This window comes from Paenibacillus sp. CB74, assembly GCF_055687625.1.
Map to the genome: position 1 here is coordinate 5,114,401 of NZ_CM146009.1, position 22,765 is coordinate 5,137,165.

18 protein-coding genes and 1 other RNA gene are annotated in these 22,765 nt (G+C 46.8%); 1 reads left to right on the forward strand and 18 read right to left on the reverse strand.

The annotated features are described in order from the left end of the window. Positions 1–4: 4 nt before the first annotated feature. Positions 5–928: a helix-turn-helix transcriptional regulator gene (locus ACX9NY_RS22635; protein ID WP_339258275.1), complete on the reverse strand. Its 924-nt coding sequence runs from the start codon at positions 926–928 to the stop codon at positions 5–7. A 199-nt stretch (positions 929–1,127) separates the two neighbouring features. Here ACX9NY_RS22635 and ACX9NY_RS22640 point away from each other — a divergent pair, with 199 nt between their 5' ends. Next, positions 1,128–4,301: an alpha-mannosidase gene (locus ACX9NY_RS22640; RefSeq protein WP_472475212.1), complete on the forward strand. Its 3,174-nt coding sequence runs from the start codon at positions 1,128–1,130 to the stop codon at positions 4,299–4,301. A gap of 144 nt (positions 4,302–4,445) precedes the next feature. Here the strand turns inward: ACX9NY_RS22640 and ACX9NY_RS22645 are convergent, their stop codons facing one another. From ACX9NY_RS22645 to smpB, 17 genes are all read right to left on the reverse strand, one after another. After that, on the reverse strand, positions 4,446–4,625 hold the full coding sequence (locus ACX9NY_RS22645) for a hypothetical protein (RefSeq protein WP_472475214.1): 180 nt from the start codon (positions 4,623–4,625) through the stop codon (positions 4,446–4,448). Between the two features lie 342 nt (positions 4,626–4,967). Further along, positions 4,968–5,822 (reverse strand): aldo/keto reductase, encoded by an 855-nt coding sequence (locus tag ACX9NY_RS22650; protein WP_472475216.1) that lies wholly within the window; start codon positions 5,820–5,822, stop codon positions 4,968–4,970. A gap of 176 nt (positions 5,823–5,998) precedes the next feature. Beyond that, positions 5,999–7,918 (reverse strand): AraC family transcriptional regulator, encoded by a 1,920-nt coding sequence (locus ACX9NY_RS22655; protein WP_472475218.1) that lies wholly within the window; start codon positions 7,916–7,918, stop codon positions 5,999–6,001. Positions 7,919–8,047: 129 nt separating this feature from the next. Continuing rightward, positions 8,048–9,301 (reverse strand): mechanosensitive ion channel family protein, encoded by a 1,254-nt coding sequence (locus ACX9NY_RS22660; protein ID WP_472475220.1) that lies wholly within the window; start codon positions 9,299–9,301, stop codon positions 8,048–8,050. A gap of 147 nt (positions 9,302–9,448) precedes the next feature. Further along, positions 9,449–10,090, reverse strand: coding sequence for a polysaccharide deacetylase family protein (locus ACX9NY_RS22665; RefSeq protein WP_472475223.1), 642 nt, complete (start codon positions 10,088–10,090; stop codon positions 9,449–9,451). 85 nt (positions 10,091–10,175) lie between these two features. Further along, positions 10,176–11,051 (reverse strand): carbohydrate ABC transporter permease, encoded by an 876-nt coding sequence (locus tag ACX9NY_RS22670; RefSeq protein ID WP_192136213.1) that lies wholly within the window; start codon positions 11,049–11,051, stop codon positions 10,176–10,178. A gap of 15 nt (positions 11,052–11,066) precedes the next feature. Beyond that, the gene (locus ACX9NY_RS22675) at positions 11,067–11,936 is read right to left on the reverse strand and encodes a carbohydrate ABC transporter permease (protein WP_339304843.1); all 870 of its coding nucleotides are present in this window, start codon (positions 11,934–11,936) and stop codon (positions 11,067–11,069) included. Positions 11,937–12,007: 71 nt separating this feature from the next. Further along, complete coding sequence (locus ACX9NY_RS22680; RefSeq protein ID WP_472475225.1) at positions 12,008–13,321, reverse strand: extracellular solute-binding protein; 1,314 nt, start codon at positions 13,319–13,321, stop codon at positions 12,008–12,010. A gap of 196 nt (positions 13,322–13,517) precedes the next feature. Continuing rightward, positions 13,518–15,296: a response regulator transcription factor gene (locus tag ACX9NY_RS22685; protein WP_472475227.1), complete on the reverse strand. Its 1,779-nt coding sequence runs from the start codon at positions 15,294–15,296 to the stop codon at positions 13,518–13,520. Next, positions 15,287–17,464, reverse strand: a complete 2,178-nt coding sequence (locus ACX9NY_RS22690) for a cache domain-containing sensor histidine kinase (RefSeq protein ID WP_472475229.1) — start codon at positions 17,462–17,464, stop codon at positions 15,287–15,289. Before ACX9NY_RS22690 ends, ACX9NY_RS22685 begins: the two co-directional genes overlap by 10 nt. Positions 17,465–18,025: 561 nt before the next feature. Further along, positions 18,026–18,388 (reverse strand): hypothetical protein, encoded by a 363-nt coding sequence (locus ACX9NY_RS22695; RefSeq protein WP_472475231.1) that lies wholly within the window; start codon positions 18,386–18,388, stop codon positions 18,026–18,028. A 107-nt stretch (positions 18,389–18,495) separates the two neighbouring features. Continuing rightward, positions 18,496–19,203, reverse strand: a complete 708-nt coding sequence (locus ACX9NY_RS22700; protein WP_472475233.1) for a uracil-DNA glycosylase — start codon at positions 19,201–19,203, stop codon at positions 18,496–18,498. A 137-nt stretch (positions 19,204–19,340) separates the two neighbouring features. Further along, a complete protein-coding gene (locus ACX9NY_RS22705) occupies positions 19,341–20,267 on the reverse strand; it encodes a metal-dependent hydrolase (protein ID WP_472475235.1) in 927 nt (308 codons plus the stop codon). 394 nt (positions 20,268–20,661) lie between these two features. After that, entirely contained in the window at positions 20,662–20,805 is a 144-nt protein-coding gene (locus tag ACX9NY_RS22710; protein ID WP_472475237.1) for a hypothetical protein, read from the reverse strand. Further along, a complete protein-coding gene (locus tag ACX9NY_RS22715; RefSeq protein ID WP_472475239.1) occupies positions 20,802–20,996 on the reverse strand; it encodes a hypothetical protein in 195 nt (64 codons plus the stop codon). Before ACX9NY_RS22715 ends, ACX9NY_RS22710 begins: the two co-directional genes overlap by 4 nt. Positions 20,997–21,083: 87 nt before the next feature. Beyond that, positions 21,084–21,448, reverse strand: a transfer-messenger RNA (tmRNA) gene (gene ssrA / locus ACX9NY_RS22720). A 587-nt stretch (positions 21,449–22,035) separates the two neighbouring features. Continuing rightward, positions 22,036–22,518, reverse strand: coding sequence for an SsrA-binding protein SmpB (gene smpB / locus ACX9NY_RS22725; protein ID WP_062837738.1), 483 nt, complete (start codon positions 22,516–22,518; stop codon positions 22,036–22,038). Positions 22,519–22,765 lie beyond the last annotated feature (247 nt).

Consider the following 22,765-nt stretch of genomic DNA (forward strand, 5'->3'; position numbering starts at 1 on the left):
ATCGTCACTCGTGTCTTTCACCCACAAGCATCATTTCATGTTTGCTCTGCGATGGTCTGCTCCGTCGATAGGCACTTGGTGACATGCCGCTCTGTTTGTTGAAGATGCGATTGAACTGGGAAAAACTGGCGAACCCGCACTGTGCAGCAATGTCCGTAATTTTTTCACTCGAATTCAGCAGCAATTGCTGGGCATTTCGAATACGGGTCATCTGCACATACTCCGTGAAGGTAAAACCAGTGACCCTGTTGAATTGGCGGGACAAGTGGTGGGCACTTACATAAAACCGCCTGGATACCTCTTCCAAAGATAAATCCTGCTGATAATGGCTGTGAATATAGGATGCAATGGCATACATGCGCCGGGACATCGATGATCCTGTCTCTTCTCGCACATACCCGTTCTCTGCCGCGTAACGATGAATGGCACACAGAAACTCTACAAATTTATGATGGATCACAACCGGTTGAAGTGTAGAGCGCTGCTGGGATATGGCAAAAATATCATTGATGGGCGCGAGGATTTCTTTGCGCCTTTCTTCCGGAAAGCGGAAAATCGGAACCTCTTCATCAAAAATGGAGAATAGTTCATTGTAACCGTTCTCAAGTCCGGGCATATGGCGAGGCATCGCAAAATTAATCATCAACCGTTTTGGCGGTGTACCTTTCGGATACTGCGTCTTATGCAGCAAAGAAGGTCGCAGCAGCACGATATCCAATGGCTGAATCTCATATAAACTGCCTTCAATAATATGCGCAGCCGTACGATCCAGAAGAATACAGACTTCATAGAAATCATGAAAGTGCTGAAACTCCATATTCAGATCATGAGAACGCTCGTCATAGTCCAAATGATAAAAGAGTTCGTCTCCAGGCTGATTGACATGGATTACATATCCCTGCTCGTATGTCAAAACGGATGTTGTCATGGACATGCCTCCTATCCCGATACTAATGATTTTATTTTAGCATGAAATGCAATAAAAATACGTCTTTTTCAGCATACATTACGTAGTTTGCTCCCTTTCCCCTTTGTTATGATAGAGTTGATATGTTAGCGCTTGCAGTATACTTGCTCCAACGACGACTACAGCCTGTACTTACTACAAACCAAGGTGGGAAACCAACATGAAAATGAATTCCTTGTATACTCGGATCCATACCATAGTTAAACACTTGGAACGTGCACGACTGACCTCAAAGACATATATACCGGAGCTTTATCATAAAGAAAGTGGTTACCACTCCTGGGAACTGGTGCATGAAGACCCTTCCTCCTGGAACGTATTTCGTAAAGGGGATGGCTGGGGCGGCAAAGATGTACACAGCTGCTTCAAAACCCGGATTCGCATCCCGGATCATATGGAAGGAAAAAAAGTCGTATGTACCATTGTCACCGGTGCGGATGATATCTGGAACTATGATAATCCGCAATTTCTGGCTTTCCTGAATGGGAAATTGATCTGTGGTCTGGATGTGAACCATACGGAAATTGACCTGACACCTGCTGCGGCAAAAGGGGACGAATTCGAACTGGCTCTATATGCGTACTGTAGTACTTCGGCAGCCGATGTCTTTCTCAATGTCTATGTAGCTGAGCATCATCAGCCTGTAACCGATCTATATTACGATCTTAAGGCTGCGCTCGATGCGGCGGATCTGCTGCGTGAGGATGATCTGGAGCGGCTGAATTTGGTCGAACATCTGAATAAAGCCGTGAATCTGCTAGATTTGCGTCAGGAGAACAGCGCAGAATTCCATGCTTCAGTGCTGGAAGCGCGTCGATATCTGCAAGACCATGTCTATGGTGAAGCTCGCCCTGCGGGTGATCACATCCCAACCGTTCACTGTATCGGACACACGCATATCGATGTGGCATGGCTATGGACATTGGATCAGACCCGGGAGAAGGTCATTCGCAGCTTCGCGAGTGTACTATATCTCATGGACAAGTTCCCAGAATACACGTTCATGTCCTCGCAACCCCAATTATATGCGTACCTGAAAGCAGACTACCCGTCTCTCTATGAAAAAATCAAGGAAAAGGTAGCTGAAGGCCGCTGGGAAGCCGAAGGTTCGATGTGGCTGGAAGCCGATTGTAACCTGATCTCCGGCGAATCCATGATCCGTCAGATTATCTACGGCAAACGTTTCTTCAAGGAAGAGTTCGGCGTGGAGAACCGTGTGCTCTGGCTGCCGGATGTATTTGGTTATAGTGCAGCGATGCCGCAGATTATGCGTAAGAGTGGCATTGATTATTTTATGACCACCAAAATTGCCTGGAATGATACGAACCAGATTCCGAACGACACGATGTACTGGAGAGGCATCGACGGATCAGAGGTCTTAACGCATTTCATCACAGCAACAGACTATGACAAGCATCCCGATTTCAGACAACGCCGCTTCGAGACGACTTATAATGGACGATTCAACGCCTCCCAAGTCAAAGGCACGTGGCAGCGATACCAGAACAAAAACATCAATGCAGATGTTCTGCAATGTTTCGGATTCGGGGATGGCGGCGGCGGACCAACCGAAGAGATGCTGGAGCATGGCAGACGACTTGATGTTGGATTGCCGGGTGTGCCTGCGGTGAAACGTACCTTTGTACGCGAGTTTTTCGAGAAGTTGGAGCAAAATCTGGTGGATGTGCCTTCCGTTCCCCGATGGTCGGGTGAGCTGTATCTGGAGTATCACCGCGGTACCTACACTTCCATGGCCCGCAACAAACGGTACAACCGTCATAGCGAATTTGCGTTGGCTGATGCCGAGCTGTATGCCATGATTCATCGTCAGGCGAATGCCCAGGCAGCCTATCCAACCGATGCACTGGAGCACGCATGGAAGCTGACGATGCTGAATCAGTTCCATGATATTCTGCCGGGCAGCTCCATTGAGCAGGTATATGTGGATTCCAAAGAGCAATATGAAGAAGTGCTGCGTGTCACGGATGAGCTGAAAGACAGCGCACTGAACGGCATTGCAAGCCAAATTACATCTGATGGCGAAGCCATTGTCGTATTCAACACCACCGGATTCGTACGAACAGATGTGGTTGAACTGCCTGCTTTTGCGAGAAAAGTGACCGTCCATGATGGAGATCGCCCTGTACCAAGCCAGCGTACTCCTGAAGGCGGACTTGTGTTCCTTGCAGAGAACGTGCCGGCATCCGGGTATAAATCCTTCCGAATCACACCGGATCTGACAGACGAACTTGTCGCGAGCGTATCGGTTGCACAGTGGGAAGCCAATCAGCGTCACATCCATACACCTTGGTTCGATATTCAACTGAATGAACGTGCCGAGTTCATATCCGTATGGGACAAGCTGGAGGGGCGTGAGCTGCTTCAGTCTGGCAAGCGTGGTAATGTGCTGCAAGTGTTCGAGGATCGACCTGCGGAATATGAGGCATGGAACATTGACGACTATTATGAACAGCATATGTGGGAGATTAACAACCTGCAGTCACTGGAGTGGGTTGAAAGCGGGCCGGTGCGTTCCGTGTTGCAAGTGAAGCGACAGTTCCTGGACTCTGTCGTTGAACAAACGATTATCTTCTACGCGCATACACGCCGAATTGATTTCCGCACGTTAGTGGATTGGAAACAGGAGCATTTGCTGCTGAAAGCAGCCTTCCCGCTGGATATCTGGAGTGAAAAAGCGGTCTACGAGATCCAGTACGGCAATGTGGAGCGTGCTACTCACCATAATACGAGCTGGGATCAAGCCAGGTTCGAAGTGTGCGGACAGAAGTGGGCCGATCTGGCGGAGAACGGGTACGGCGCTGCTCTGCTGAACGATTGCAAATACGGATATGATATTCATAACTCGGTGATGCGACTGTCACTGATCAAGAGCGCAACGTACCCGAATGAAAATGCTGACAAAGAGCAGCACGTATTCACCTACGCGCTCTATCCGCATCAGGGCGATTTCCGCGAAGGACGTGTCATCCAGGCTGCTTATGATCTCAACCGTCCGCTGGTTGCTCGTGAGATTGCATCGCAAACCGGCACGTTACCTGGGCTGTGGTCACTCGCAACGGTTGATCAGGATAATGTCGTGCTGGAGGTTATCAAAAAAGCCGAGAACAACGATGATATGATCATCCGTCTCTATGAAGCACATGGCCGCCGCAGCCGTGCTTCCCTGCAATTGCCTGAAGGAGCAGGTGCCACGGCGTACGCGTGTGATTTGCTTGAGAATAACGAAGCGGAATGCGCCGTGGAAAATGGTCGGATTTCTTTTGATATCAAACCGTATGAGATTCTAACTTTCCGTATTCCTGCGAGACACTAGCAGAACTTACGCAACGCGGAAAACTGCAACAACCCTTAAAATGCTCCAATAATGAAAGGCTGCCTCCTGTCATATCTGACATGGGAGCAGCCCTTCCTTATTTTCTATGTATTACACGTTATATTCTCATACCACCACTGCATCCTAGTTGAAGTCCATCCAGAAAAATTGAGAGATGGCAAGCCCTACCCCGATAAGATTAGCCACAATAAAAAACCACTTTTTCGCCCTTCTACTTGTTTGTTCCCCCGTCCATAAACTCCAGGCTACAATTCCATTCACCACAACCATAATAATCAGCGCGAACCACCAGTTAGCCACCACTAAACATCGCCCTCCCCTGAACAACCTGCTCATGACCCCATTGCTATGCTTCTTGCCATCCAGAATTCCACAGATGTATGCTCTTATCGTTATTAATATAGCCCGATAAGGTAGGCTATGCCTAGATAAAATTCAATTAAAAACACCCTTTGGAATTTCACCGGTAACCCAGAGGGACCAATAATTATTCCAAAAGGTGCGCAGGTTATAATGGCGTTTAATCACATCGTACTTACAGTCTGGAACACATTTAATTTCATATTGATCCATACTTGGCAGCAAGTGACACGAACAGTTTTTCATATTGCTTCGTAAAGTTGGGCAGATATTGCTTGTCCTTCTTTAAAATTCTTCGTACTCACTTGGGTCCTGATCCCACAACCGTCCATCCGGACGATTAAATGCAGAAATGACCTGCATCTCTTCTGTTCTCAACTCAAAATCAAATATATTGATATTTTCCTGCTGATGCTGCAAAGAGCCCGCTTTCGGAATTGGAATGGAGCCCAGCTGAACATGCCAGCGCAGAATGATCTGGGTCGGTGTTTTGCCATGCGTTTCCGCGATCCGAAGAATGTTCTCATCCTTCAGAATATCCTGTACCGCATCATTGCCACGTCCAATCGGACTCCAAGATTCGTTCACGATGCCATGCTTCGCATCCTGTTCCCGCTGACCAGCTTGGTCAAAGAACGGATGCAGCTCAATCTGATTCAGGCTCGGTGCTACCCCCGTCTCCTTAATCAGGCGTTCATTGTGCTCAGGCAGGAAGTTGCTGACGCCGATGGATCGGATATATCCACGCTTTTTGGCTTCGATCAGTGCTTGCCATGCCTCGACATACATGTCCTTCTTCGGATTGGGCCAGTGGATCAGATACAGGTCATAATAGTCCAGATCCGCTCTGTACAATGATTCCTGAATCGCCACGAGTGCTTTATCCTGAGCGTGATAACGCCCCGGCAGCTTCGAGGAAATCAGCAGGTCTTCTCTGGCGATGGAGCTTTGCTTAATTGCTCTGCCCACGGTTGCCTCATTCTCATAGTTATACGCCGTATCAATTAATCGATAACCCGCATCCATGGCAGATGCGATCGATTTAACGCCTTCTTCACCTTTCAGACTATAGGTACCAAATCCAATTGCAGGTACTTTCAAGCCATCGTTCAATGTATATTCCGGAATCTGATGGTTCATGTGTGAACTCTCCTTTGCCAAAAGGTTAGATTTTCGTTCCGAGATTAGATTGTTAGAAAATGAACGTCCTCTCGTTATTCTACCCTTTCACGCCGGCTTGAATCAATGCGAACTCCTCTACATCTAAGCCATCCAAGAACACTTCAACTCGGTAGACCTATCACAGACATACACATCTATTTGTCATCTCCTACAATTATATCTGTGATGATGTCTAACTGTTTCTCTACCGCAATAGGGTCACTCGGAAGGAACTGATCAAAGTTAATGGAGTATACGTGACCCGCTTTCCCGGCTGGTGAGGCATCAATCAACTTTTGCACATCCTTGAGCTTGTCCTCAGCTCCCTCATTGACGGCCAGGAACAGACGGTCACCGATAAATTCGGGAATGACCTCGGTGGAAATCTCCCACGTTTCTCCATGAATGACGTCCGACTCTACCTTGGCCGCTGGCTTCAACCCAAGATATTTATAAATAATGTTGCCCCCCATATTGGTATCTCCGTATACAAAAAGAGCATCTGGACGCACGTTTAATATAGAATACGTTTCATCCGCACGAACATAAGGGCTGATTTTCGCTTTGTACGCTGCGATTTTGGCTTTGAATTGCTCATTCCATAACCGTGCTTCCTCTTGTTTCCCGAGAATATCCCCAAACATCTCCACATCTTTAATCGGGTCATTATACTGCTCGACAACAATGGTTGGAGCGATCTGGCTCAGTGCATCATACCCGCCTTCCACAGCTTCTGCGAATGCTGCCGTTGTCACAATCAGATCTGGCTCCAGTGACAGGATTTTCTCGGCATCTGGCGGAACGCCCACATCTGAAATACCGGAAGTATCATCTATAAGTGGGTTATCCAGAATATATGTCGTTGTGCCAACCGGCTTCACCCCCAACGCCATCAATTCGCCCAAGTGATAGAAGCTGACGACTCGCTGTGGGTTCACAGGAATCTCGGTTGAGCCTTTCAGATGTTTATATATCCGCGTTTCCACAGCTGCGCTGTCTGTAGCTACAGCAGTATTCGTATCTGATGAAGCCGGCTGGGAAGCCGTTGCTCCTGAAGTACTGCTGGTCTGGCAAGCACTTAGAAGCAAGGATGTGCATAATAACATCATCGCCCCAAAGGCTGGTCTTGAAAATCTAAACATGGATGTGTCCCCTTCCCCAATCCGTTGATAATAAGTCTCATTCTCATTATGAGAACCGGAGTTAGGGGTTACAATAGACGATTCTAACCCACGTAATGGATTATACTGAACCTGAACCTGTTTCCGATATTGTGTACGAAATTGTACTGGCGATAAGCCGGTATGCTTTTTGAACAAGCGACTGAAATAATACATATCCGCATAACCTACGTTGCTTGCTATTTCCTGGATACGGGCTTCGGATCTTAGAAGGTACTGCTTCGATCTGTGAACCCGCACATGAATAAGATATTCAATCGGTCCTAGTCCAATCTGGTTTTTGAACAAACGGGATAAATAGCTGGCGCTGCAATGGTATCTCTTGGCTAGTTCCTCGGCTGTAATCAGCTCGTTGTAGTGATCGTGAATATAGTGGATTGCGTCAGTGACGATATTGGGTTTGCTGTTTTCCTTTTTAGCCCATGTCTGAATCTGTTGCCGCATGATCTCGTACACCAACGGAAGAAAAACCGACTGTGCCTGTAGCTTGTCTATGGAGGCGGGTTCTTGCCACAGACGGTTCATGGCTTCACACTTTTCCTGAACAGGGAGTAATGCATACGGTGCAAACCCATACGTCCTCTGGAAACCCTTTCGATCTTCCGGCGATGCACACTTCGCTGTATATATAATCAGATAACAGGCAAAGTCCTGTTCCAACGGTGTAATACTTAACCCAGCATCTGCTCCCCCGTGCAATATGTATGCTGAATGAGTCTGGTAGACCTCGCCTGATATCCTTATCCTGGCTTCTCCATGCGTAGTGATTAAGAAGAAGCTGTTATGCGCCACATCGTGATCAGGAACCGTTCCATGCTCCGCACGATAATACCGAATATCCAGTAATCTAACGGCCGTTCGGCTCCACTGTTCGATATGAGCTTCCCAATCCATACACGTTCCCCCTACTTCTTCGTTCTTAAAATATGCCTATTATATCACAGACAAAAAGCCATTAACCCAGATGAGTTAATGGCTTATGAATGAATAGTATATTGAAAAGGATAGAGCTGTTATGAGCCCCTAGTACTCTCGCACCAATTGTTTATCCTCTTTCAGTTGCACAATGTCATGTCCAGTTGGATTCTGGAAGGCCCGCAGTCCAAAAGTTGACGCCACCGCGAAGATATGGTCAAAGATATCCGCCTGAACGTTCTCATATACACCCCAGTTGATATCATTGCTGAATGCATAGATTTCCAGAGGCAGCCCGCGATCTTCCGGTGCTAATTGTCGCACAATCATCGTCATATCTTTATTGATCTTCGGATGGTTCCTCAAATATTGATGGATATATTCCCGGAATACACCGATATTTGTGAGCTGTCTGCCGTTCACGTTGCTTTCAGTATTCACCTGGTGCTCCATGTTGTACGCTTGAATTTCTTTAAGTTTGGAAGTGACATAATCCGTCAGGTAATGAATCTTCTCAAATTCAGCCACCATCTCTTCCGTACAAAAACGAATACTGCTGATGTCGATATAGATGCTCCGCTTAATTCTTCTGCCACCGGACACCTGCATGCCTCTCCAGTTCCGGAACGAGTCCGATATGAGGGCATAGCTTGGAATCATCGTAATCGTTTTATCAAAATTCATCACTTTCACTGTGTTCAATGTAATGTCGATAACGTCCCCGTCTGCATTATACTTTGGCATCTCGATCCAGTCACCAACACGCACCATATCGTTCGACGATAGCTGTACACCAGCCACGAGACCAAGGATCGAGTCTTTGAATACGAGCATCAATACCGCCGATAATGCACCAAGTCCGCTGAGGATAATGAGCGGATTTTGTCCAATCAGGCTGGAGATGACGATAATGCCCCCGATAATGAACAGAACGATCTTGGCTACCTGAATGTAGCTCTTGATTGGGCGAATCTTCGACACCTCATAGGTACGATAGATATCATCGAATACATTAAGCAAAGCATTCATTACCGTAATCATGATGACAATCATGTAGGTCATTGCTGCTTTCTCAATTATGCCCTGATAAGACGGGAAAATATAAGCCGAATAATAGATAATAATAGCCGGCACAAGATGCGACAGCTTCTGAAATAAATTTTTCTGAACCACGATGTGGCCCCACTTGAAACGGTTATTACTTACAATACGATGCACCGTCTTCAGTACCACTCGCTTGGCAATCACATTCGCCAATATCGAGATTAGTGCGATAAAAATAATCATAATGATGTTTGAAAGATAACCAATGGAGGGTCCACTCATGCCGAGTTCTTCTAGTTGATTTTTGATAAAGTCCATTGTTTCCTCCTGACATAATCTAGTTTAGCCTATTATTATAAAGTAGTTTGAGAGGGCAAGCAAAGTTTATACCTCTGCTCCGTTCTTCCTATACAAATTATATATAAAAAAGGACCCAGTCATTCAAAGAATGATGGGTCCACTTGATTATGTTATCTTTTCATCCTGTTCACGAGAAATGTCCAGCAGCTCACTCACCGTCACCAATCGATACCCTTCTGTGATCAGTTCCTCCACCAGAACACGAACCGCCTCCACCGTCTGGGAACGGTCTCCGTACCCGTCATGGAATATCAGCACACTGCCGGGTTTCACCGCAGACCAGGTATGCTCCACGATATGCTCAACGCCAGGATTATCCCAATCTTTCGCATCACCGTTGACCGCACCAATCGTGCGATATCCGCGTTCCGCTGCCAGAGACAATATATCATCGTTTACGCCAAAATACGGCGGTCGGAAGCTGCGGGCAGGTTGCCCCGTAACTTCATGTACAAGATATTCTGCGCGTTGCAACTCTACCCCGGCTTCCTCCAGCGTCAGCTTGGTCAGGTCCGGATGCGTGTATGTATGGTTTGCGATCTCATGCCCTTCATGGTGTACCTCCGCCGCAATCTCCGGATGAGCCTCTATCTCTTGGCCAATCATGAAAAACGTCGCATGCCCACCGGCACGACGGAATATCTCAAGTACTTGAGGTGTATACACCGGATGCGGCCCATCATCAAACGTAAATGCCACAACCTTTTCCCCAACAGACTCCTGCTCTACCATCGCGATATTGACCATAAATAATGACCCCTCTCTGCAACTGACTGGCTATATTCCCCTTATTATTCCATGTTCATAGGCTCCGGTCTAGTCCAGTCTCCAACTAACCTTTGATCGCACCTGCGATCATGCTCTTCTGCACCTGTTTGTTCAACAGCAGATAGATAATCACCGTTGGCACCGTCGTAATCATCAGTCCCGCACCAATGATGCCCCATTGCGTAATGTACGTTCCCACCATCGACATCATGCCCACCGTCAATGTCTGATAAGCCGTGTTATTAATAAACGTGACCGCAAACATCAGCTCATTCCAGCACGACAAAAACGTGAAGATGGCTACCGTTGATATAGCCGGAGTTACCAGAGGCAGAATAATAGAGAAAAACGTCCGGTAGATACCGCAGCCGTCGATCACCGCCGACTCCTCCATCTCTCGCGGGATACCTTTGAAAAAGCTGCCCAGAATGAATACCGCCATCGGAATGCCAAACGCCACATAGGGAATGATCAGAGACCAATAACTGTTGAGCAGGCTCAGATTCTTCAAAATAATAAACAATGGCAGCAGCGCCGCATGAATCGGCACCATCATGCCCAGCAAAATAATCGTCATCGTGAGCCCACTGAGCTTCCAGTTCATTCTTGTAATTGCATATCCCGTCATCGAAGACAAGATCAGTACCAAGACAATGGAGGCAGCTGTGACCAGCACGCTATTCATAAAATAGGTCAGCACATGGCCATCGGACATGGCTTTGGTGTAGTTGCTCCACAGAAACGCCTTCGGCAATCCGGCAACATCGCCGCTGAAGATTTCACTGTTATCCTTCAAGGAAAACAGCGCCAGCCAGATGAGCGGGTAGATCTGCACAATCGCAACGAGGATCAGAAACGCTTGCAGGAACACTTTCCCGATTGGTCCGGAGATGGACCTTGGCTTGGGCTTTTTTTGCAACATGACTTCTACGGTACTCATGCCTCATGCCTCCTTCTATTCCGTTTTGAACAATGAATTAATGAGGATCGTACATACCAGACACTCCACAATGATAAATACCGAGATCGCACTGCCATATCCGTACCGGAACGTATCAAAAATGGTGGCGTACATCAGCGTGCTCGGCACTTCAGTGGTATAGAACGGCCCGCCGCCCGTCAGCACATAGATCAGGTCAAACACCTTGAATGCGCCAATAACCGAAAATACAAGGCTTACCTTCAAGATCGGCTTCATTAAAGGAATCATAATGGACCAAGCCGTGCGAAGACGTGAAGCACCATCCATTCTTGCAGCTTCAAGCACATCCTGCGAGACGGATTTCGCTCCTGCGTACATCAGCAGCATGTGATACCCCACGTACTGCCATAGGGTTGGGATAAAAGAAGCCGCAAGTGCCGTGTGCTTCTGACCCAGCCAATCTTGCGCCCAATGGGCTAAGCCGATATTTTGCAGCAGCACGTTCAGCAGACCGTAATCGGCATTGTAGATTTTTGACCACAACTGGGCAATAACCACCGTTGAGATCAATACCGGGATGAAATACACGGTCCGGTAGAACCCTTCCCCCTTGACGTTGGACGCCAGAATCAGCGCGAGCACGAGCGAGATCGGCAGTTGAATGAACACCGAAGCTCCCGCGAATAACAGGGAGTTTTTGATCGAATTCAGTACACGCGTATCCTTAAACATCTCCACATAGTTGTCCAGACCGATAAATGTCCCCCTGCCTACGCCGTTCCAGTCCAACAGACTGTAATAACTGGAGACAAAGATTGGAATAAGCACAATTCCGCAGAACAGAATCAGTGTGGGCAGTACGAAGACAGCTATGGTGCCTTTATTGGAAAATACAGAGTTCATTGTTGTTCTCCTCTCAAAGGCGTGACCGGGATATACCGGACCACGCCTTGTTTGGGTTTTAGCTGTTTAACCTACAGACTTAGCTCTGTTGGTTTGAGCTGTGTCATTTGTTTGCAGAACTCCTCAGGTGTTATATCGCCGGCAAGCAGCTGGGCAATCAGGTTTTTGTGCGCTTCCGCAGACTCCGCTGGCAGAATGTTATCCCACCACGCGATGAATGAGGTCGCCGTTTTCATAATGTCTGCCGCAGACAGATCCAGGGAGGACAGACTGGACGTGTCGAGTGCATCTGTTTTCCAGCTTGGCAGACCGGCTCCGGCCAGGAAACCTTGCGTACCAAGCTGTTCGCTCAGATACATGAGGAATTCCACGGCTTCCTTCGGATGTTTGGTGTTCTGATTGATGTAGAAACCATCGACAGCTCCGCCGAAGATTTCGGTATTTGTGCCTTTTCCATCCTCAAACACCGGGAACGGAATCACTTTCACTTTGCCTTTGACTGCGGAGGACGGATCCTCAATTCCTGCATTTACCCAGTTGGCCTGGAACATCATCGCCCCGTTGCCTGCATTGAAAGCCCCAAGCATCTCGTCATAGCTCATGCTGAACATGCTGCTGTTGAAAGCTCCTGCTTGCGCAAGCTGCTGCATCTTGGTCGCGGCGGCAACAAAGTCGGGCGAATCCCACTTTGACGGATCTTTAAAGGCTTCCATCACCGCAGCATTACCTGCTTGGCGAATCGCAATAATGTCGTACCAGTACATGCCCGGCCAACGGTCTTTTTCCCCAATCACAGCCGGAGTAATTCCTGCCGCTTTCAGCTTCTCGATTGCATCCAGCAGTTCGTTATAGGTGGTCGGAATCTTGGCACCCGCCTGCTCGAACAATTCCGTGTTCACGTAAAGGTTGGCGATATGAGTGTACACGGGCAACGTGTAGATTTTGCCGTCCATATTGATCGCCTCAGCCATACCCGGGCCCATCCGTTCTTTGATATCGTCCGTCAGGAAACTTGAGATTTCCAGCACATTACCGGATTTGATGTACGGCTGCATGAAGCTGCCGCCTCCCATGCCATAGAACAGGTCCGGCGCTTCACCAGCTGCAATCGATGTTTTGACTTTGGTTTTGTACTGTTCTCCTGTCGTGCCCGTACGTTCAACCTGAATGTCTGGATGCTCGCTGTTCCATTTCTCCACAATCTCGGGCAGCAGCTTGGCCGAAGGATCGGTATTGCCGACCGATTGATCCCATAGCGTCAGCTTGATCTTGCCATTACTTTCCCCCTGTGCGCCGCCGGACGAGCCAGATGAACATGCCGCCAGACTACTTACAATGCCCAACGTCAGAATTAGACTTGCTGATTTTTTTAATAGCGCTTTCATATCTACAGACCTCCCTATGTGTTTTCGTTGGTTCTAGCCCATATTTTAGGCAAACTGTGCTTTGTTCTCCATTTAGAAAACAGGCATCGATTTGTAATTTTCGAACATATGTGGAATTACAACCGAAGCGGGTTTGCACTCAGACCTTCGCCGCACTACCCACACTCCCCAACACGCCCGACTACATTCTCATTTTTCAGGTTTTTACATTTCGATATTCATTCATGGATCGGCCGATATGTTTTTTGAACAAGACGCTGAAATAGTGTGGGTCCGGGATGCCTACCAGCTCCCCAATCTCATATCCTTTCAGATCCGTCTGTTTCAGCAGCAGTTCAGCCTTCTTCATGCGGAGTTGGGTGAGATATTCCACAAATGTCTGCCCGGTTTCTTTTTTCATCAGCCGTCCCAGATGGCCCGAGCTTACGTAAAAAGCAGCCGCCGTGCTGGAAAGCCCCACTTCCGCATTGCCCATGTTCTCTTCAAGATAAGCCTTCACCCGGTCGATCAGATTGCCTTCATTGGCCTGTCGCTTGGCTTGTATGACATCCGATATGGTGCGGACATGCTGCTTCAGCATACTTTTTAGTTCAGGCAGATGATTCGCTGTAAAAATGGCCGCAACGGCCTCCTTGTTCAATGCATGCTCTCCCTCAAGCTGCTGCTCTATGGCAGCACGCTGGCACTCCGTAACCACATCCAAGGCTGCCATCCGAAACTGTGAAACGTCCGAGAATGGCACAGACAGCATTCGCTCCAGCAATAATACCGCTTCTTCCCGCGCACCAACACTGACGTAAAATTGCAGTTGTTGGAGCAGTTGAGCATCCGAGTGGTAGGGATTTTTTCCGCCTTCGATGATCAGATCTTCGAAGCAAATGACCTGATTTTTCCCCACAAACGCTTGATAATCGAGTGCACGACAAGCTTCCCGGTAGCCCACACAAGCCTTTCCCCATCTTGATTGCCATTGCCCAATCCCTACAGTCACATCCACTTCGCACCCTTCGAGCTTAAGCGTCTGTTGAAGTTCTTCCTGAAGCTGCTGTACCTGATTGGCAAATTTCGTATCCGCACCAAGCGAGAGCACAACGATTCGGTTATGCGGGTCCATAACGGTAAGGGTGTGCGAATCCTGCGGATAAAAAGCCTGCACCTGCTTCATGCCTACCATTCGCAGCAGAATATGTATTTCCTCAGCGGGTTGTGGATGGGCTTCTGTCTGATGTCGGCTTATATGGGTTTGATCGTGTTGAGGCTCTCCTTGAACTTGGCTGAGTTGGTGCGGTTGACGGGCTTGATGAGCTTCATGAACTTGATGAGATGTCTCGGACAGATGTGGATATACCTCTGGTGCATCTATCTTCGCTTGCGGTACAGCAACCTCCACCTCTATTACTGCGATGCGTAATCCCGGTTCACCAGACGAGATAGGAATGCCGAAGAATCGCGCCTTCTCCTGTAGTTCATCCTCAGGCACCACATGACTTAACCATTGATTCACAAACCTCTCCCTGAGATAAGGCAAGCTCTGCTCCATTTCCTCCCGTAACTTCATCAGCTCGTACTCACGTCCGATCTCCTGCTCAATCGTCGCTCGCAGCTTCGCCGTAACCTGTAATAACTCAGAAGCACGAATGGGTTTCAAAATAAAATCGGATATGCCCAGCTTCACACTCTGACGAGCATACTCAAATTCATCATGTCCCGTCACAACCACGATTTTTAGGTTCGGGTAACGCTCCATGAGGATACGGCTCAGTTCAATGCCATCCATCTTTGGCATGTATATGTCCGTGAACACGATGTCTGGACGCAACAGCTCCACCTGACCCAAAGCCTCTTCCGCATCAGAGGCCTCGCCAATAATGGTCATACCTTGCTGTTCCCAATCGATACGCATACGCAGCAGATTTCGGATAAGGTATTCATCGTCCACAATCAATACCTTTAAAGGTTCTACAGTTAATTCCATGATTCATCGGCTCCCTTCGGGATCGTTATCATAATGGTGGTTCCTTTTCCAACCTCGCTCTCCAGCTTGAGTCCATCCTCTCTTTCGTAGAAAATACGAAGTCGCTCCATCGTTCCCCATAAGCCAAAGCTTGGATTGTGTTTAGAGTTATAGGTAATCTTAGAAAGATTAGATGAACTAGAGGAGATAGATGAGTTCGTTGAGCTAATTGAGTTCTGTGAGTTAATTGAGTTAATTGAGTTAATTGAGTTCGTTGAGTCAAAACGGTTAGAACGGTTTATTTCTTTGCGTTGAACCTGCTGTATCTCTTCCTCGGACATGCCAACTCCGTCATCAGTAATCGTTAGAAGTACCCCTTCCTTGAATCGACGTGCTTGAATGCTTATCTTGCCTGGGCTGCCTTTGGGGCGAATGCCATGATACAGTGAATTTTCCACCAGCGGCTGGAGCACGAGCTTGGGAATCATCACCCGCTCACAGTCTGAATCGATATCGTACTGCACCTCAAACACACCGGGGTAGCGTACCTGCTGGATCGTCAGATAATTGCGTACAATCTCAACCTCCTCGTGCAGTGTAATCAGTTCACGGCCTTTGCTGACACTCAGGCGATAGTAACTTCCGAGCGCTTCTAACAGCTCACATACCTTATCGTTCATGCCCGACATGGCCAGGGAGGTGATGGAATCCAGTGTGTTATATAAAAAATGCGGCTTGATCTGCGCCTGAAGTGTATTCAGCTCTGCACGGCGGATCGTCTGCTGCTCCTGAATGATGCGTTTCAGCATCTGGTCAATCTGCTCAATCATCTGGTTGTATCCTCCATATAACTGCTCGAACTCGTAGCTGTTCAGCTCAACCGTCACTTTGCGGAAGTTGCCACTGGGCGCTTTCTGCATGGCGCGAAGCAGCTTGTGAATCGGCTTGATGACACTGCGCGAGATGATGAATGAACTTACAAAAAAGACAGTCCCGTTCACCGCCAGCAGGATCAACGCGAGCAGCACCATGGATTTATTACGGGTATCAGTAGCCCGGTATGGACTCATGCTGATGAATTTCCACTGATCATCACCAGCCGAACGATAGGTTACCGCATACTCCTGACCACCCGATTGCAAGGTGATGAAGCCGGAGGGCTGCTCTTGAAATGCTTGTTTTAACTTGGCCTGATTGGCCTCTAACATCTCGTGCATCCCTTCCTGTCCAGAAGCCGCAGACATGGATGCGTCGGATACCGCAGGCACGCCCTTCTTTCCATCGGTTGCGTTGGTTGCGATCACCCGCTGATGCTCATCCAGAATGGCCACCTGAAATGAATCCGGTGCAGACAGGTTGGCGTAGGCTTGCGCGATGGATGCCCCCTTGATGTTCATGACCAGAAAGCCAAGTGGAGACGTATCATCCAGATCCCGAATGAGGCGAATAAATGAGACCACCTCTTGCCCATCATTCTCCCCCGTCGCCGAGACTCCGCTATCGTTGTTGCCACCATTCAGCCTGAGAAGATATCGTCCGTTGTGCTTCAAAGCCTGTTCGTACCACGGCGCTTCCTTCACATTCGCTTCCATAAACGTGGGCCACTCCTGTGTACCGACAGAGAATCGGTGACCCGAATTATCATAAATATAGACTGAATCAATAATTGGAACCGCTTGCATGAGATTGGTCAAATACGCGCTAACCTTGGACTGTGTCTGTAAATTGGAGTACACATTGCCCTGCCGCAGCAGGTTCTGCAAGTTGGGATCGGAGAAAATCATCTTCGAATAATTGTTCACGTTCCCGATCATCAGATTAACATTGGTCTCAATGGATGTGATTGTCTGCAGTGATGCTTCATTAATTTTTCGCTGCGCGTCATTTTCCGAGATTCGATTCAACACCAACGCACTGAACGCCACCGTTAGCAGAATAATGACAAAGTAGGCAAACGGAATTTTAAAAGCCAACGTCTTGGGCATGCGTTGAATGAACTCTTTGAAACGGGGAGTCCACTTCTTCTTCATTGCACTGGGGTTTGGTCTTGTGTTTGCTTTCGTATTTTCGTTTGCTTCTGCATTGGTCTCGACATCGGATGCTGTTGCTGTTACTTTCGCTTCAATTGTTGCATCACCTTCTGTTGTTGCTCCTGCATCTGTTGTTGCATCCTTTGCTCTGTTTTTCACTCTGACCCTCCTTTGGTTCCGAAGTGTGATGGGTTTAACGGTTTGGATCGGATGACCGGTTGTGTTATCCACCACTCTCTTGGATTGTATACAATTGTATATTATAGGACGGTGTATGGAGGAGGCTCAATTCTTTTTATCGCTTGGGGATGGTATAACTGCGTGAAGTAGAATGAGGATTAGGGGAGCAGATGGTTGTGAATACTTCGGGTATGGGGCCCCCTGACTTGAAACCCAAGGAGCACTGCTTTATAAAATTCTGGAGGTACAGATAATAAGTTGTGGTTTGTTGCAGAATGGAGAGTGAAGCGGGTTCGCGGAGGATCTTGATACACAAAAGACGGCGGTAAACAACTAGCTTGAGATGCACATACTTTTGAGCAAATTACGATATGTACGAGCATAATTCTTGCAACTGACAGTGTGTTGATCGAGTGTTTAAGTATGGGGAGTCCTATCATCATTTTCTCGTATAATGGATCTAAGTGTGGAAAGTGCCGGGCAAACTGCCCTCGGACAAGAGAAGTACCGTTCGTTATGGTAAGAAACAGCGAATCGTGATCAAAGCAAGAATTCGGTAACGCCTTTTTTGGAGGCATATTTCAGCGTGTAGCTTCCTTCTGTCCCATATGGCATCGTAGCGATTTGGATGCGGGTGTAATCCAGGCGGCTCTCCCTCAGCACTTTTTTAATTAGCGCTATGCTCCGATCTTCATCCGTTACCACACAGAAAATGTTCATTACATATTCCTTCGGATCAGCCACACGGCTACCCATATCACATCCATCCACCCCTCCCAACTCCGCCTGGGTCAGAACAGTTTCCAGATATTCCATTACCTTTTCCTTCAACCAATGATCTCGTTTGCTGCCCTGCGCGCTCTTCAGCGGATATTGCACCACAAGCCAGTATTTTTCAATCATTTATCTTCACCAACCAATCTTTATAGGATATGCATTACGTTATGTGCGGACACTTGAACAATAAGAAATGCACATGTTAGCCTTACATTCCTCCAGTTCAAAATGAGCTAGATAATGGACCTTACTGCTTTTTGGAATTGTACTGCCCTCCCGTTTGCAGGGTGGGGAACATGGTGATGTTTAATGAGATGTGAGCTTAACGTGTCTGCTGACTTTCTGCCAATCGCCACGATCTGGGCATCAGGATTCAGTTGCATAAGCTGTCTGGCGAATAACACACCATCCTCCAACTCTACCAAAGTCGGAGTTCGATTCGTCATCCTATTTTCAGAAGATTGATAGGGATGAAAGGGATAGATGTTCCAAAATATAAAGTCCGTTGGTTTCCACCTTGAACTGGATAACACTTCGCCCCATATAATAGATGCTGTCGGCTCTGCGAATCCATACAATGCCTGACTCCGGTTAGGCTTGGCGATATTGGGCAGGCTTGTTCGGACACCCGGCTCACCTGAAAAAACCATCTGGTGATTCACCAGCGAGTGATTCCCGGTAACCATTCGCTCGGACGTCAAGGGCACGCCGGAGAACCTCGCCCCTTGATATCCCACCGCTTCCGCAATAAAAATGTACCGAGCCTTGCACATTCGCGGTTCCAAATACCTGACCAAATGTTCCGACCGAATCTTCACCGCTTCGGGGCCGATATCATAGCCCGTCACATAATCTCTCCAAGGATTAATCACATTTACTGGCGACACATATGCTTGTATCCCTGTAACAAACTCGCGGATCTGTTGCTGCGTTTGGCTCATGCTTCTTTGCCTCCTTTGGGAGATTACAGAGTATATCGGGCCTGCATTAGCTTATTTCACAAAGATTATATCATAAACAGAAAAACCACCAACCAGACCGCTGGTTGATGGTGGATAGAAACTGTAACTGTAGAAAACTATTGCGGTATAACTTCTTCCCACTGACCATTGGTGGTTTCTTTGTAGGTAAGAGGGTTTCCATTATACTTTCCCTCAATAAAGTTAGAACCGCCTTCTTTCCATTCCTTAGTAACAGTTAGAACAACTTTAGAATTTTGTGAATTTATTAAAATGTATTTCCCTCTTGATAAATTAATCTCAAAGGCTACTGGATAAAAATCGTACCAAAATAGTTTGTCTGACTTCTCTCCCAATATACCCGCATCACCACCTTTAGAGAAATGAGGACTGATGACTCGAAACCTGAACTCTAACCATTTTCTGGGATCTAAAAGAAATTCATAATGACTATCGGGCTCCACTATAATATATGACTTTTCAGGAACTGGGTGTTGAACTTGAACTTTGTGCTCAATTATTTCTTTTGATATTATTCGAAAAACTAAATATACCAATATGAATAGTATCGAAGTAATTACAGGTAATTTAGGCTTGTTCCTCAAAAAAACACTTAATCCAAGACCAATAATTAACGGAAACCATATCCAGGTATCTCCCAATGTAATGGCTCCCATAATATATGATTTATCGCTAAGGGGATAGAATGCTGGTAAATCATGTCCCATATAGTCTAAAAATAAGTGCCCAAACAAGACAGACAAAATAGAGGATCCCCAGATTAATTTGAAACTTGTTTTTTTATAGAACAGTTTTGTCAAATATGCTATTCCAAAAGCTAAAAGGGGTGTAAACAATATAGAATGGGACCAAGGAGCTACACTTCTATCCCCAAAAATATCAGGAATTATTCCACACAGTGCACCCGAACATAGACATATCATAAGATTTTTCCATGTATCCCTTGGCAAAAAGCAGTATGCAATTACCGCCCCTAGAAGAGCATGTGATAGAACATGAAAAAACAAATATAAGTATGGATCCAAAATAACTACTCCTTTACTCTGTTAGCATCAAAAAATATGATATTTAATGTTAAAAATTAGTTTTTCATATAAAAGCCCCTGAGAGTCGGACCTCTTCCAAAGTTCTGCGGGGAGTAGTCTCCGTTTGGATGTATCCACTCTACTCTCTTAGATCTAAATTCGCGTACCAAGTCAGCATAGTCTCCACACAAGTGGGATCCACAAGCTATTAAAATCCCCATAACAATGGATGATCCGCATGTATTTTCTATTATCATAATTTGATCTAGCTAAAGCAGGCTATAGATACCTATATACGTTTCAGAGCCTAAATGTACCTGATATACTTTCCGGGAGTTACTCCCGACCTACATATACCTCAATTTCCTCTATTTATATAATTTAGGTTATTATATCATAAACTAAAAAACCACCAACCAGAACAATGGTTGGTGGATTTGCTAACTTTAATGGAGTTGGGGGGTATCGAACCTTTGACCCGAAGATAACGGCCATTGGTTCCGGCAAACACAGTCATGACTGGTTTGGTTTCACTCATGATATATCAAACTCCTGCCGTTTCCTAGTAGAATCAAAAATAATTTCGAATTTATTACCTTCAGCATCTTCACGAACGCGTTTGTTATTCTTTATATAATAAATAGAGGCACCTGATTCTTTAGCTTGTTTCCGTGCATGTTGATTTGCCTTCTTTAGAATTCCTTGGAGCTGTTCTCGATTTTCGAACATCTTGAGTCCCCCAATCTAAATTTCTGTTTATTATATCATAAACTAAAAAACCACCAACCAGATTACTGGTTGATGGTTTCTTGACTCTAATGGAGGCGAGGGGAGTCGAACCCCTGTCCGAAGATAACGACACATAAGCTTCTACGGGTGTAGTCACAGTTTTGATGTCACCCGAGTATCGCCCCGTAACCGGCTATACGTTGGGTCAGCCTGATTGTCTTCTTCAGCACACCCCAGGCGGAGATGTGACAGCGTATCCCACTACTTGTTAGCCCCTAATCCTGTCACATGGGCGATGCAGGTTAGAAGCACGCACACAGTTTCTTAGGCTGCGAAAGCGTAGTTTGTTTGTTGTTTGCCGTTTAATAGGCTTTAGCGTTGATGAAGCGGACGCGTCCCCACTACCCGCTACCCATGCTCGAACTATCCCCGTCGAATCCATAAACGCCCCCTCATATAAGAAGGGCTCCAGGATTAATCCGTGAATACGGAGCAAAGGTGCTGCACATCTTTTTCCTCCAAGGTAAAAAGATGCTTCTTTCAAACTCGGCATTCCTGTCTGCTACATGAGTAATCATAACATAGAGCAGCAAGCCGATATAGTATAGATTGTTGGAAAACGTTCCAACAGGCTGAGCAAGTGTACAAAGTTATCCAATACAACAGGCTCAATCGTCTACATATTATACCGCGTCACCATTCGGAAGTAAAGTTTACCCAGATCGGATCACAAACATCGGCACCTAAGTATTTTACCCACGAATCAGGCAAACTACGCAAGAGCGAGTAATTTTGATTCATCACTACGCCATATTCCATGCTCCTACTTACTTCTTCTACACATATCACAAAAATTCAGTTCACAGCACACTTCAACAACCTCATCTAATTACTTTCGCTAGTACAAATAAAAAAGCCTCAACCTTGCCCATTGCAGGACAACCTTGAGACTCCTTAACTCGAACATCAACCTTCCTAACTCCATCACGAAAACCTAACTTATGCACCTAAAGTAAAACTTTCACACCCAGCGCTCCACTTAACGTGCAACCTTCTGCTTCTCGCGCATTGCGCGTTGAATATCACGTTGTGCATCCCGCTTGGCTGCAGTCTCACGCTTATCAAACTGCTTCTTACCTTTACCCAGTCCGAGCAACAGCTTCGCATAACCATTACGGATATAGATTTTCAGTGGCACAATACTGTACCCATCCTGTTTCGACAGCCCGAGCAGCTTGTGAATCTGCACTTTATGCATTAACAACTTACGCGTACGTGTCGGATCAAGTGGATTATTTCGGTTCCCTTGTTCAAAAGGACTAATATGCATATTATGAATATGAATCTCACCGTTCCGAATCGTGGCAAATGCATCACCAATATTCGCACGGCCGTTACGAAGAGATTTGATCTCCGTTCCGGTAAGCACCATGCCCGCTTCATACGTATCTTCAATGAAGTAGTCATGGGAAGCCTTTTTATTCTGTGCGAGCACTTTACTCTGTCCATCATTCTTGCCCATGTCCTCACTCCTTCTCCGTAAAATAAGCCGGTACCATGCTCTGTAGCAGCGCACCCATTGTTGCACCAAGGTACCACGTGCCAGACCTTAATTGTAGCAAGTACGGCTGTTAAAATCAAGAAAGAGGCGACCTCTGCCGCCCCTCCTCATTACACCACTTCCAAACAGTGCGAAACAACACACCGCAGAAAGTGACTATTTCTCCAACGCTTAACTTGGAGGAACGAATCGTAATTCTTCTCTCCAA